General features: G+C 35.5%; 10 protein-coding genes. 9 read left to right on the top strand and 1 reads right to left on the bottom strand.

Features of this window, described 5'->3' with window-relative positions; all coding sequences use genetic code 11:
* Positions 1 to 219 precede the first annotated feature (219 nt).
* The 3 genes from RMR19_RS09530 (at position 220) to RMR19_RS09520 (ending at position 3,486) form a co-directional block, all read left to right on the top strand.
* Entirely contained in the window at positions 220 to 717 is a 498-nt protein-coding gene (locus tag RMR19_RS09530; RefSeq protein WP_310603261.1) for an RNA polymerase sigma factor, read from the top strand.
* On the top strand, positions 710 to 1,675 hold the full coding sequence (locus tag RMR19_RS09525) for a DUF4825 domain-containing protein (RefSeq protein ID WP_310603260.1): 966 nt from the start codon (positions 710 to 712) through the stop codon (positions 1,673 to 1,675). Before RMR19_RS09530 ends, RMR19_RS09525 begins: the two co-directional genes overlap by 8 nt.
* 284 nt (positions 1,676 to 1,959) lie before the next feature.
* Positions 1,960 to 3,486 (top strand): tetratricopeptide repeat protein, encoded by a 1,527-nt coding sequence (locus tag RMR19_RS09520; RefSeq protein ID WP_310603259.1) that lies wholly within the window; start codon positions 1,960 to 1,962, stop codon positions 3,484 to 3,486.
* 116 nt (positions 3,487 to 3,602) lie between these two features.
* Here RMR19_RS09520 and RMR19_RS09515 read toward each other — a convergent pair whose 3' ends face one another.
* A complete protein-coding gene (locus RMR19_RS09515; protein ID WP_310603258.1) occupies positions 3,603 to 4,790 on the bottom strand; it encodes an SLC13 family permease in 1,188 nt (395 codons plus the stop codon).
* A 356-nt stretch (positions 4,791 to 5,146) separates the two neighbouring features.
* Here RMR19_RS09515 and RMR19_RS09510 point away from each other — a divergent pair, with 356 nt between their 5' ends.
* The 6 genes from RMR19_RS09510 (at position 5,147) to RMR19_RS09485 (ending at position 13,180) form a co-directional block, all read left to right on the top strand.
* The gene (locus tag RMR19_RS09510) at positions 5,147 to 6,796 is read left to right on the top strand and encodes a response regulator transcription factor (protein WP_310603257.1); all 1,650 of its coding nucleotides are present in this window, start codon (positions 5,147 to 5,149) and stop codon (positions 6,794 to 6,796) included.
* Complete coding sequence (locus tag RMR19_RS09505) at positions 6,774 to 8,210, top strand: sensor histidine kinase (protein ID WP_310603256.1); 1,437 nt, start codon at positions 6,774 to 6,776, stop codon at positions 8,208 to 8,210. Before RMR19_RS09510 ends, RMR19_RS09505 begins: the two co-directional genes overlap by 23 nt.
* Before the next feature lie 205 nt (positions 8,211 to 8,415).
* Positions 8,416 to 9,441 (top strand): ABC transporter substrate-binding protein, encoded by a 1,026-nt coding sequence (locus tag RMR19_RS09500; protein WP_310603255.1) that lies wholly within the window; start codon positions 8,416 to 8,418, stop codon positions 9,439 to 9,441.
* Between the two features lie 142 nt (positions 9,442 to 9,583).
* Complete coding sequence (locus tag RMR19_RS09495) at positions 9,584 to 11,116, top strand: sugar ABC transporter ATP-binding protein (RefSeq protein WP_310603254.1); 1,533 nt, start codon at positions 9,584 to 9,586, stop codon at positions 11,114 to 11,116.
* Positions 11,109 to 12,155 carry an ABC transporter permease gene (locus RMR19_RS09490; RefSeq protein ID WP_310603253.1) on the top strand — a complete coding sequence of 349 codons (1,047 nt, stop codon included), beginning with the start codon at positions 11,109 to 11,111 and terminating at the stop codon, positions 12,153 to 12,155. The genes RMR19_RS09495 and RMR19_RS09490 overlap by 8 nt, the downstream gene beginning before the upstream one ends.
* A complete protein-coding gene (locus RMR19_RS09485) occupies positions 12,155 to 13,180 on the top strand; it encodes an ABC transporter permease subunit (protein ID WP_310603252.1) in 1,026 nt (341 codons plus the stop codon). Before RMR19_RS09490 ends, RMR19_RS09485 begins: the two co-directional genes overlap by 1 nt.
* Positions 13,181 to 13,775: the final 595 nt, after the last annotated feature.

The raw sequence follows: 13,775 nt of genomic DNA, 5'->3' as shown, positions 1-13,775 counted from the left end.
TATCGGCTTTGGTTTTTGGATTATTTTAAAATTTAGGAATTAGAAAACAGGTGAAAATAAGTAAAATTATTTTGGCTGAAATTTTTTTGATTTGTAACGAAACATAAGATTTGGCTATTAATGTTTGTAAAGAGTTATTTATGTGGTAAATTCATTAGTAATTCTTTTACATCTGTATTATATTAGAAGTAGAGTAAAGAGCGAGGGGGGAGACGATGTTTGAGTGATAAGAGGGATTCTATGGAGCAGGTTTATATTGAGTATTCTAAGATGATTTATAAATATCTTTTTTCTATGACACGCAATGAGAGCTTAGCGGAAGAGTTAATGCAGGAAACTTTTTATCAAGCTGTTCGTTGCCAATCCAAATATGATCAAAGTTGTAAGATTTCAACTTGGTTGTGTGCGATTGCTAAAAATCAGTGGCGTAATTATTGCAAGAAGCATCATATAGAAGCACTGGTCGATTCGGAATTACTAGATAATCCAGTGCCTTCTTCGGAAGATATTGTGCTTAGTAATATGAATAAGCTTGAGATTATGAAAGCATTGCATAGCTTGAAAGAGCCTCAGCGCGAGGTGATGTATCTAAGACTATCTGCGGATTTGTCCTTTCGTGAGATTGGGGAGATTATGGGACGTTCTGAGAACTGGGCGAGAGTGACGTACTATCGGGGGAAAGAAAAGTTGTTAGAGGAGGTTGGAGGCAATGGATAATAGGCTTAGATGTGAAATTGTTCGTGATTTGTTACCGACTTATGTAGAAGGATTAACAAGTGATGTGACAAATGAAGAGATGGAGTTGCATCTATCTTCTTGTGAGGAATGTAAGAAATTATATAATGAAATGAAAACGCCAATTGAAAGTTCATTCGAGGTAAAGGAAATGGATTATCTAAAAACGGTGAAAAAGCAAACAAATAAAAAGCTGTTGCTAGGGATCGTAGGGATAGCATTTGTATTTATATTGTTAATAGGAATCCGTATTTACGCTGTAGGAAATACAACGGACAGTGTGGCTGATTACAATGTTATAATGTCAAGTACGATGGAGGGAGACGATGTGTTGGTCATTCAAGGTGAATTGGCTAGTCATACAAGCACCTTTAAAAAACATGTCGTAACAGTAAAAGATAATATAGCAACCATTAAACTGATAGAACGTCATGCAATGCCAGGGGAGAAAGATAATAACTATTATGTGGGTTATCAGATACCGAGTGGAGTAAATCAAGTTGTATTTGCTGATAAGATACTGTGGGAAGATGGCATATTAATTACAAAAGAAGCGAATGAGATTTATAATACAAAACATGCCTATATAGGTGATATGTCTGCCAATGGACGAACAGCAGGGGCATTGCAAATTGGAAAGTTCGGAAACTATCTTAACTCTCTTGAGACAAGCGAGCAACCTTATGGTTGGACAATGGAATTTACGGATACAATAGAAAATGATACGATTTTTAATGAACGTATGACGCAGTATGCGTATGTTATCTTAGCTTTGATTGATAATTTGGATAGGGTATCATGGGAATATAACAATGGTAGTGAGATGATAAAGGAAACAGTAACAGTAGAAGATGCTACGAAAGCACTGGGGAAAAATATTAAAGAATATGCAAAGAGTTTGTCGGAGTTTCAACGTTTGTTGATGAAATTGTATCTATAGCAAATTAGAGCAGAGTTGGTGGTTATACTCTGCTCTAATTTTTTGCTCTTATTTCTTAATTCCTTCGCTAAATTCATAATGTATTTTTCAAAAATAATGCAAACGTTACCCTAGTTTTTTGTCGATAGGTGTTAAAATTTATCTTTAAGTTTATGTGGTGACATGGTAAAATGAGGGTATAGAAACAAATTTGTGGATGAGGTATGTGTCTCACGCAAAGCCAGTTGCTATTTTCATCAAGAGGTAAGTGCAATTATAAAAAATGACAAAGGTGGGTGTGTAATATGAATAGTAAAAAGAAATATATAATTGGGGGTTCAGTTACAGTATCTGTGATTGTAATTTTGGCATTATGCTTAATACTTATTCCGCCACGATATTATTATAGTCAAGGAAATAAAATGTTTGATGATGGTAAATATGGTCAAGCAATCGAATTCTTTGATTTAGCAAAAGGGTATCAAGATTCCGAGGAGATGATTATTCTATCAACGAAAGCTTTAAATTATACGAATGGCATTACCGCGTTAAGTAACAATAACTATTCAGAAGCAGTCGACAAGTTGATTAAGGCTGAGGATTATTCGGACGCAAAACAAAAACTTCAAGAAGTAGCGGATAAAGCCTTTGAGGCACAGGATTGGGGTTCGGCAGTTTTAGCATTTGATGTATTACCAAATTCTGAAACAAATGAATGTAGATTTTATGCTCTTGGTATGCAATCGATGGGAAAGAAAGAGTATATAGATGCACTAAATAATTTTAAAAAAGCAAAATCCATTGATGGTGTAACCGAAAGAATAACAGAAGCGAATTACTATCAAGGTGTGGAGGATTTTAACTCTGCGAACTATGAATCAGCGCTCGAATATCTGAAACAGGTACGCACTTACGAAAATGCATCAGAATATATAACTAAATGTCTTTACGAATTAGGAAAAATAGAACTTGATAAGAAAAACTATAAATCAGCACTTAAATATCTAAAAAACGTAAGTAAATATGAAAATGCATCAGAATTGATAATTGAATGTTCTTACGAATTAGGGAAAATAGAACTTGATAAGAAAAATTATGAATCAGCACTCAAATATCTGAAACAGGCAGGTAATTACAAAAAAGCATCGAAAATGATAATTGAATGCTCTTATGAAGTAGGGAAGATAGAATTTGATAAGAAGAACTATGAATCGGCACTCAAATATTTTAAAGCCTCAAAGGGATACAGTGATACAGCAGACTGGATAAATAATGTTAAGTTTATGACTGCTGAAGAGAAATACAAGGACAAGGACTATAAAGCAGCAAGAAAGATATATAAAGCACTTCCAAGTGGTTTTTCATTCAATGGTGTAAGTGTAGCGAACCGATTAAAGGCATTAGATCTTTATGATTATTTTGTAAAATATGTGGGTACATATAAATGTACATACGGATATATTGAGGTGCGACAGATAAGCAAGAGCTATGGTTCTTGGAGTAGCTGGTATAATAATGAGAAAGACGGAAGCCTTGAACTTTGGTTAAATTTAAATGCTGACGGGACTGTAACATTAAGTGGTAATTTCTGGGGATATAGATACACTTCGTATTCAGTTATTTCTGCAGGTGTACACAGCGCAGTCATCTCAGAATATTTTAATATTAACCTTTCTTCAAAATTTTTACCAAAAACCTTATACGACGAAGATGGCGTGACAATTAAAAATACTGGTGGAACTAATTTTACACTCAGCTATTATGAACTAAAGAAGAATGAAGATGTTTATTTTAATTACAAATATTCAAGTACTTATAAATTTAGTAAATAGTTTGGTAGCAATCAAAAGAGAATGCATTCAGCCCTTTTCTTGTTCGCCTTCAGCGAAAGGGCTGAATTCGTTGTTGCTCTAAGCTAGTAACCTATAACCTTGCAGCGCATAAATAGTTATCGAAACAATACCTGCACCCCATATAAAACAATAAGAAATCCAAAGTTAATAGCAGAAAATTTTATAATATACGATTTCTCTTTTCCTGAATTATGCTTCTTATATTCACTAAATGTAATCAAACTTGCTAAAGATGCAATCAAAGTACCTAAACCACCAATATTTACAGCAGGTAAAAGACTTTGATAATCCGTTGTGAAATGCGATAACAATACAGAACTAGGAACATTACTAATGAATTGGCAAGATAGAATTCCAAATAGTAATGGGTTAATAGGTAGTATTGTGTTAAATAATGAGTGAACAGCAGGTATTCTCGCAAGGTTACCACTAAACACAAAGAAAGCACAAAATGTTAGGAGTAACGGATAGTTTACTTCTTTGATTGCCTTCTTATCTAAGAAAAATAAAGCCGCCGTAATAGCAATTGTTCCAAGTAAGTAAGGGACAACTCTAAAAACAATTAATATACTACAGATAAATAAGATAGAGTATATTAATGTACGTTGCTTATTAAATGTATAATCATCATCCTTCTTTAGTGTAAGAGGAAGCGGCTTTACAAAACAACAAACAATAACGATAAGGACAGTTGCAGCTAAGAAAGATGGCAACATAATCGAAACAAATTCTGCGTTACCGATATGGTAATAGGAATAGAGATATAGATTCTGTGGATTACCAAAAGGAGTTACCATTCCACCAAGGTTAGCAGCAATATTTTGCATAATGAAGGTGAACGCCATCGCTTGTTTATTTCTTGTACTGTTCAGTACATAAAATCCCAACGGTAGAAATGTTAATAAAGCCATATCGTTTGCTAATAACATAGAACCAAAGAACGTAATAAATACAAGCCCTAACGTCGCATTTCGTAAGTTATGTAATTTTAGTACAATATTCTTGCTGATAATTTCAAATACATGAATATGAGAAAATGCACTTACAACGGCAAGTGTACAGTAAAGAGTCGCTAATGTACTAAGATTAAAATATCCTAGATAAGCTTTGTCAATGGGAACAAAAATGCAAGTAATTAACATTGCAAAAACAGCAATCGTAAGAACTGCTTGGCTTTTGGCAAATTGTAATATACGGGCAAAAAAGTCATTCCATGGTTGAAGTGGAAGTGTGGCTGTAGATTTCAGTGGTGCGTTATATTCTATGTATGATTCGTCTTTCATGTAGAACCTCTTTCTAAGTTGTATATTATAAAAATAATTATTTTTGGTATATTTATTTGCATACACCAGCATAAATTTTAACATGAATTTAGAAAAAATCAATATGTGAAATGTTTTTCTTCTTATAATAAAGCAGTAACTTACAGCTATTTTACAATTTTATTGCTTAAAAAAAGCACCCAAATGGACTGCTAGTCTTCATACTGGCAATTACTTTTTCTCGGTATGACATAACTTGTAAACAAAACCAACAAGTCAAAAATGAAAAATATTGCATTTTTCAAGCATTATGCTTACTATATAGTATAGTAGAAAGAAAAAAACGGAAACGCTATATAATCTTTGGAGGGAATCAAATGAAGGTCTTTTTAGTTGAAGATGAGGTCATTGTGCGTGAGGGGATTAAGAAGAATATAGACTGGAGTAGAGAAGGATATGAATTCGTAGGGGAAGCGAGTGATGGGGAACTGGCTTATCCGATGATTCAGAAGTTAAAACCAGATATAGTAATTACGGATATCAAGATGCCGTTTATGAATGGCTTGGAGTTAAGTAAATTAATAAAGAAGGAGATGCCATGGGTTCAGATTATTGTGCTTAGTGGATATGACGAGTTCGAGTACGCAAAACAGGCAATCACAATAGGCGTGACGGATTATATTACAAAACCAGTAACGGGGAATGAATTGTTAGAGGCAGTTAATCGAGTAAAGGAGATTATTGAGAGTCAGAAGAAAAAGGATAAACAAATGCAAATGATGCAAGAAGATATGCAGGAAATTCAAGTTATAAAGAGACAGAAGTTTTTTAATGACTTGGTAGCAGGCAAGTTATCTTTATCTGAGATTCTTGAATTATCAGCAAATCTAGAAATCAAGCTTACTTCAAGTAGATATAATATTATTCTTTACAAGCTCTATGAAGGGGAAGAAGAGAGTCATAATTATTCGGAAGTGGCAAATCGGATGAAAAATCGATTAAATGAAGCATTTCAGAAAGAGGAAGCCATTGCCCTATTTGAAAGAGAGAATGAAGAAACGATACTTGTTGTGATGCAAGAAGAAGGAAAAAGTCTGCATAGTACGGTGGAAATGTATGTACAGCAAATAGTAGATACTGTTACGGGTAGGGCATCATCTGCGAAGTTAAAGTATTTTGTAGCGACAGGGAAAGAAGTGGAGCGATTAAGCGAACTACCGAAAGCGTATGAAGAAGCATGTAAAGCATTTGCCTATCGTTATATTCTAAGTAAAAACCAAGTTGTGGATAGTGAGAAGCTAGTAAACTATCAGATTATGCAAGATTCGAGAGTGGATATTAGTGCTCTTGATGTGAATAAGATGGATAAAGCAATTGTTATGAACTTCTTAACCTGTGGAGAAGAAGGGGAAGTGGAGCATTTTATTGAAGAGTATTTTGTAAGTCTTGGTAAGAGTTCGATTACCTCATTGCTGTTTCGGCAATATATAGCAATGGATATGTATTTTTGTTGTAGATTACTATTGGAGCAATTGGGGATAAGTATCGATATATTGAAAGAGTTTGGGGATGGATTAAAGGAATCTTCAAGTGCATTTCAGTCGGTTGATGAGACGATTACCTATATGAGTCAAATATTTCATTTGACAATTCAAGCAAGAAATGAATCGGCGAAAGGGAAGTATCGTTCGTTAATTAAAGATGCAACAGATTTCATTCATGAAAACTTTGCAAATGAGGAGATGTCTTTGAACTTAATTGCCTCCCATGTGAATGTTAGTCCAAGCCATTTCAGCAATATATTTAGTCAGGACATGGGCGAAACCTTTATCGAGTATCTGACAAAGGTACGTATGAAACACGCAAAGGAAATGTTAAAATGCACAAGTATGAAAAGTTCTGAGATAGGGTATGCGATTGGATATAAAGATCCACATTATTTTAGCTATTTGTTTAAAAAAACACAGAATTGTTCACCAAAAGAATACAGGGAGAATGGTACATATGAGAGCAACACTAAAGTCTAGGATTCGTATGATGATGTTCGTTATGCTAGTTCCATTGACTATATTCAGTACTTATCTGCTATACCGAATGAGTTCATACGCCAATTACTATGATGCGATCTATCAAAACGTATCGATTGCAAATAATCTAGGGCAGAATTTTAAACAGGAACTGGATTATAGCGTATATCGTATTGTAATCGGCTCAAGTAGTTTCGAAGAGGAAGAGCCATATGTGCAGATTGAGAAAGCGCGAGATATGGTGATAAAGATGAAAGATGGAACAATCCTTAGTGAAAATAAACGAACGGTTAAGAAGTTACTTGGTTTCTTGGATAGCTTGCAAAATAGTATTCAAATTATAGAAGAGAACCTTGGAAAAGAAGGGCCGAAGTATGATGTGAATAATAGAATCTTGGATAATGATATCTATGGAACGACAACATTAGTTATAGAGAGTGCACAGGAATATGTGTATTATGAGACACTTCAGATGAAGGAGCTACGCTCAAACTATGTTCATGAAATCTACACGACAATTAAGTTTGGTTTAACGATTCTCGGAATTATGCTGCTGATAATTATATTTTGTACAGAGGTAATATCAAGAACGATAACAGAACCAATTAAGAAACTATGTGGTGCAATTAAGAAAGTTGAAACAGGAGATTTTACTGCAAGAGCAGAATTGACTTCCGATGACGAAATTACTACGTTAACACAGAGTTTTAATAGTATGACAGAGAAGATAGGGGATTTAGTTGAGGATGTAAAGCAGGAGCAGATGAATCTTAGAGAGATGGAACTTAAACTGTTGCAGGCACAGATTAACCCGCATTTTTTGTACAATACATTTGATACGATTATATGGTTAGCAGAGGATAAGCAACATGAAGAGGTTGTGAGTATGGTAAGCTCTCTATCGAATTTCTTTCGAACAAGTTTGAGTAAAGGAAAAGATTATATCACGTTAGGCGAAGAGAAGCTTCATGTTATGAGTTATCTTCAAATCCAGCATACAAGATATAAGGATATATTAAACTATTCCGTTGAGATTCCAAACGAGCTAAATGAATGTATTGTCTTGAAGTTAATTCTGCAACCAATCGTTGAAAATGCATTGTATCATGGCATTAAGAATAAGCGAGGGATAGGAACAATTCGAGTTTGGGGAGAAGAAAAAGAGGAAAAGCTGTATTTTCATGTTGCGGACAATGGAATTGGAATGACGGAAGAGGAGCAGAATAGAGTTCGAGCATTGCTTACCCAGAAACCATCAGACTATGAAGATTCGCAGTCAGGCTTTGGATTGTCAAATGTAAATGAGCGAATTCAGTTGAGTTATGGAGCTGAGCATGGAATTTCATTTACCTCCATGTATGGTGAGGGAACAACGATGACAGTATGCATTCCAGTAGAATCGAAAAAAAATTAACCTTTTGACAAAAAAAATATACCTTTTTGTGAAAAAGAAAAAATTTTGGAGGTAGTATTTTAAATTCGTAAAATATTAAAAAGAAACAAAAAATAATGCATTTCTATTCTGCATTATTTTTTTTATAATAACACCATAGCAAGCAGATAGATTGTTGGGGAAGCTTGTTATAAAAAAATATGAAATAACAGGAGGAGATTTTAGTATGAAAAAAAGAGTATTAGCATTACTAATGTGTGTATTACTAGTGGCAACAATGGCAGTGGGTTGTGGCGAAAAGAAAGACAACAAAGATGATTCAAAAGCTACTACAGCAGATTCATCTTCTGATTCAAGTAAGGACTTAATTACAATTGGTTTCTCACAAGTTGGTGCAGAAAGTGATTGGCGTGTAGCAAATACAGAATCTATGAAAGCCGCATTATCAGAAGAAAATGGATTCAAATTAATCTTCGCAGATGCACAACAAAAACAAGAAAACCAAACAAAAGCAGTTAGAGATTTCATCTCTCAAGAAGTTGATGTTATCGTAATTGCTCCTGTAACAGAAACTGGTTGGGAAACTGTTCTTGGAGAAGCAAAAGACGCTGGTATCCCAGTAATTATCGTAGACAGAATGATCGATGTTTCTGATGACTCCTTATATTCTTGTTGGGTTGGTTCTGACTTTAAACAAGAAGGTGTAGATGCAGCAAACTGGTTAGTAGAATATATGAATAAACAAGGTACAGGCGATGCAGAACATAACGTTGTAGTATTACAAGGAACAATTGGTTCTTCAGCAGAAATCGGACGTACAAAAGGTTTTGATGAAACAATCGCTGGATTCACAAACTACAATGTTCTTGAAGAGCAAACAGGTGAATTTACACAAGCTAAAGGTCAAGAAGTTATGGAAGCATTCTTAAAGAAATATGACAACATTGACGTTGTAATCGCTCAAAACGATAACATGGCATTTGGTGCAATCGATGCATTGAAAGCAGCAGGAAAAACTCCTGGTAAAGATGTTGTAATTGTATCGTTTGATGCAGTAAAAGCTGCTTTCGATTCTATGATTGCTGGTGATATGAATGTATCTGTTGAATGTAATCCACTTCACGGACCAAGAGTTGCTGAACTTGCTAAGAAGTTAATGGCTGGTGAAACTGTTGAGAAGATTCAATATGTTGAAGAAGGTGTTTACCCAGCAGAAACAGCAGCACAAGAATTACCAAATCGTCAATATTAAGATTGGTATTTAATCTAACTTGAGGATATCATCAAAGAGTTATGACTTAAAAATGTAGCAATATATAGTCAGGTGTGAGCCATGGAAAGCCACCAAGTGGTAGTGGCTCATACCTGATTTTTTATATGAAAGGATGGTCCACATGGAAAACGAAAAGAATATTGTATTATCTATGCGGCATATATATAAGAATTTTCCAGGAGTAGCAGCATTATCAGATGTGGATTTTACACTACGTGCAGGAGAGATTCATGCATTGATGGGTGAAAATGGTGCAGGAAAATCAACATTAATTAAAGTACTAACAGGTGTAGAAGAATTTGAAACAGGGGAAATTCATATTGATGGGAAAAGTGAAACAATTATCAATCGTTCTCCTCAAGAGGCACAAAAACATGGGATTAGTACCGTGTATCAAGAAGTAAATCTTTGCCCGAACTTATCAGTTGCGGAGAATATATTTATCGGAAGAGAGCCTATGAAATTCGGGCGAATTGATTGGAAGACAATGAATATAAAGGCGAAAGAGTTACTTGACAGCCTTAATATAGAAATCGATGTAACAAGAGCACTTGAAAATTATTCCGTTGCGATACAGCAGATGGTTGCCATCGCAAGAGCTGTTGATATCTCAGCAAAAGTTCTAATTTTAGATGAGCCAACATCAAGCTTAGATGAATCTGAGATTGAGAAGCTATTCAAAGTGATGAATAAGTTAAAGGCACAAGGTACTGGAATTGTATTTGTAACGCATTTTTTAGAACAGGTATATGCAGTGTGTGATCGTATAACGGTTCTTCGCAATGGTACACTAGTTGGCGAATATGAAGTAGAAAACTTGCCTAGAGTACAGTTAGTAGCAAAGATGATGGGTAAAGAGTTTGATGATTTGGCATCCATTAAGAAGGTTAACGCAAAACAGACAGAGGATGAACAAAGAGAAAGAGTAATTGATGCGAAAAGATTAGGTCATGTAGGAACGATTAAACCATTCGATTTAGCAATTCATAAAGGCGAAGTAATTGGTTTATCTGGATTATTAGGCTCAGGACGTTCCGAACTTGCAAGAGCAATCTATGGTGCAGATAAAGCAGATGAAGGTTCGCTTCTTATGAATGGTGAAAAACTAGTTGTGAAAGCACCAATCGATGCGATGAAAGCGGGAATGGCATTCTGTCCAGAGAATCGTAAGGAAGAGGGTATTATCGCAGATTTGTCAGTTCGGGAGAATATGATTCTTGCACTACAGGCAAAACGAGGCATGTTCCATCTAATCAGTAAGAAAGAGCAGGAAGAGCTTACAGATAAATATATTGAAATATTGCAAGTTAAGACAGCAAGCCGTGAAACTCCAATTAAACAGTTAAGTGGTGGTAACCAGCAAAAAGTTATTCTTGGCCGTTGGTTAATGACGAATCCGGATTTCCTAATTCTTGATGAACCAACAAGAGGTATTGATGTTGGTACAAAGACAGAGATTCAAAAGTTAGTTGTAAAATTGGCTGGTGAAGGTATGGCAGTTATGTTTATCTCTTCTGAAATCGAAGAGATGCTTCGTACCGTAAATCGTATGGCAATCCTTCGTGATGGACGTAAAGTTGGAGAACTTGAGGAAGAAGAGTTATCACAAGATAACATAATGAAAGCAATTGCGGGAGGTGAAGCAGATGAATAGGGAGAAGTTAAAAAACATTACAAAATATCGTTTATTCTGGCCGATTGTTTGCTTAGTTATCGTATTGCTATTGAATTTGATTAAAACACCTACGTTTTTCAAAGTGTCAATTAATTCAAATGGTGTATTGTATGGTTATATTATCGATATTATTAATCGTTCAAGTGAATTGATTATATTAGCAGTTGGAATGACAATGTGTGTTGCATCATCAGCGGGTACAGACATCTCTGTTGGAGCAACGATGGCAGTTGCAGGAGCAGTATGTTGTTCCATCTTAGGAAGCGGAGCAAATTATAATGTGCCTTATATCTTAGGAATCGTGGGAGCATTAGTTGTTGCAACATTGTGTGGTGCATGGAATGGTTTCCTTGTAGCAAAATTAAGGATTCAACCAATGGTTGCAACTTTGATTTTATTTACCGCAGGACGTGGTATTGCACAGTTGATTACAGGAGGTAATATCTTATACATAAAAGTGGACAGTTTCAAATACCTTGGCTCAACAATACCTCATGTACCAGTTCCAACACCGATATTTGTTGCAATTATCGTAGTAATTTTAACATATGTATTACTAAAAAAGACTGCGTTAAATATGTACATACAAAGTGTTGGTATTAACTCAAAAGCCAGCCGTTTACTTGGTTTGAATTCGACTTTAATTATTTTCTTAACGTATGCATTCTGCGGTTTGTGCGCAGGAATCGCAGGAACAATTGCAACTTCAAGAATCTATTCGATTGATGCAAACAACGTTGGTTTAAACTTAGAACTAGATGCTATCTTAGCCGTTGCCCTTGGTGGAAATAGTTTGGGCGGTGGTAAGTTCTCCCTTGCAGGTAGTGTTATCGGTGCTATTACCATTCAAGCGTTATCAACTTCCCTTTATGCAATGGGTGTTTCAGCCGATCAATTACCTGTATATAAAGCCGTTGTTGTAATTCTTATTGTTGCTTTACAATCACCTGAATTCAAGAAGTTTGTAAATCATCAGAAACAGAAGAGAGTTGAGAAGATAGGAGAGAAGGTGGCATAATGAATATAGCGAAAAAGATAAAAGGAAAATTAGACGGAAATAACTTCTTGTTAATGATTACGATCCTTCTATTCTTCGTGTTATATTTAGCTGGAATAGTTGCGTTTCATGATAAAGGCTTCAATAAGCCACAAGTGTTTCTAAATCTGTTCATCAGTAATGCGGGATTACTGATTGCAGCAGCCGGTATGACAATGGTACTGATTACAGGTGGAATCGACATCTCCATCGGTTCGGTTATTGGTATGACTTGTATGTTACTTGCATGGATGATGGAAAAGAAGGGCATGAGTGCTGGTGTAAGTATTATTATTGTATTAATCGTTGGTACAATATTTGGTCTTGTACAAGGTTTCTTAGTTGCGTATCTTAAAATCCAACCATTTATCGTTACTTTGGCAGGTATGTTCTTTGCCAGAGGTATGACAGCAATCATTAGTAAAGATATGATTAGTATAACGAATGAAACATTTTTAAAGATGGCTGGTACAAAGATTAATTTTAATTTTATTACAACTTACAATAAAAAGGGTGTGGCAACCCATCCTTACATTTATGTAAGTGTTCTCATTGCAATTGTAGTGTTAGCCATTGTATTCTTGTTTCTTAAATTCACAAAGTCAGGTCGTTCGATCTATGCCGTTGGTGGAAATGAGCAATCGGCATTGCTTATGGGATTAAACGTTAGAAGAATTAAATTACGTGTGTATGTTATGAATGGTTTCTTAGCTGCGCTTGCGGGCTTTGTATTCTGTTTAAATTCTTGCGGTGGTTTCGTTGAGCAGGCGCGTGGATTTGAAATGGAGGCAATTGCTTCTTCTGTTATTGGCGGAACACTATTAACAGGAGGTGTTGGTAATGTTATTGGTAGTTTGTTCGGTGTATTGATTAAGGGTACGATCGAATCGATCATTACATTCCAAGGTACATTATCTTCTTGGTGGACGAAGATTGCAATTGCTGCATTGCTTTGTTTCTTTATTGTTATGCAGAGTGTGTTTGCGGCGGTGAAAAAGAAGAAGTAGAAGGTTTATTCATTTTGGGCTGTGGAGTACTTGTGTTTTGGGTGCTTGAGGAGCAAAACTTGTTTGGTTTTCGAAGCTTCTTCGTTGCTGGACACTGACACAAAACACGCTACACACCTAAGTACTTCTAAGTGTGTACGGGAGCGGTGATTAAAAGTTACGAAACCGTCCTCGATTCGGCATCCTGCCTCAGCTCGGACTGGCTCGGCGTCCTTGCCTCGCCTTTCTAGGGTATTGAGTACACACTAAGAAGTACTATAGGTGTTTCGCTATCGTTTTTTAGTCAGTGTACAGCAACGAAGAAGCTAAGGAAGGTAGTGAAGTTTTGCTTGGGAATGTTGTGGACACAAGTACGGGTAGGTTGTTGAATGAATAAAGATTCTTAAAACACAAGTACAAGTAGGTTGTCGAATAAATATTCTTATTGTGCTAGGAAAAGATGTTTTTATGGGTGAAAGTTATGGAAAGCTTAGGGGTTATAAGTGCTTGATTGCATATACTGTGAGCTTTTGGGAGCATAATTGGAACTCAAAAAGTGCTTTAGAAGGGCTGTAATGCTACAATAGTGTATAGGATATAAATATAAGAGGGGGAT

Origin of the sequence: Anaerosporobacter sp., from assembly GCF_031551385.1 — a bacterium.
In the GTDB taxonomy this organism is placed as follows: Bacteria; Bacillota; Clostridia; order Lachnospirales; family Lachnospiraceae; genus Anaerosporobacter.
Note: the sequence above shows the minus strand (reverse complement) of the source record. Positions and strands in the feature narration are given on the sequence as shown.

Excerpts from the sequence above, each read along its gene's own strand:
- RMR19_RS09525 (WP_310603260.1), top strand. The coding sequence starts at position 710 with ATGGATAATAGGCTTAGATGTGAAATTGTTCGTGATTTGTTACCGACT.
- RMR19_RS09520 (WP_310603259.1), top strand. The coding sequence starts at position 1,960 with ATGAATAGTAAAAAGAAATATATAATTGGGGGTTCAGTTACAGTATCT.
- RMR19_RS09515 (WP_310603258.1), bottom strand. The coding sequence starts at position 4,790 with ATGAAAGACGAATCATACATAGAATATAACGCACCACTGAAATCTACA.
- RMR19_RS09510 (WP_310603257.1), top strand. The coding sequence starts at position 5,147 with ATGAAGGTCTTTTTAGTTGAAGATGAGGTCATTGTGCGTGAGGGGATT.
- RMR19_RS09505 (WP_310603256.1), top strand. The coding sequence starts at position 6,774 with ATGAGAGCAACACTAAAGTCTAGGATTCGTATGATGATGTTCGTTATG.
- RMR19_RS09500 (WP_310603255.1), top strand. The coding sequence starts at position 8,416 with ATGAAAAAAAGAGTATTAGCATTACTAATGTGTGTATTACTAGTGGCA.
- RMR19_RS09495 (WP_310603254.1), top strand. The coding sequence starts at position 9,584 with ATGGAAAACGAAAAGAATATTGTATTATCTATGCGGCATATATATAAG.
- RMR19_RS09490 (WP_310603253.1), top strand. The coding sequence starts at position 11,109 with ATGAATAGGGAGAAGTTAAAAAACATTACAAAATATCGTTTATTCTGG.
- RMR19_RS09485 (WP_310603252.1), top strand. The coding sequence starts at position 12,155 with ATGAATATAGCGAAAAAGATAAAAGGAAAATTAGACGGAAATAACTTC.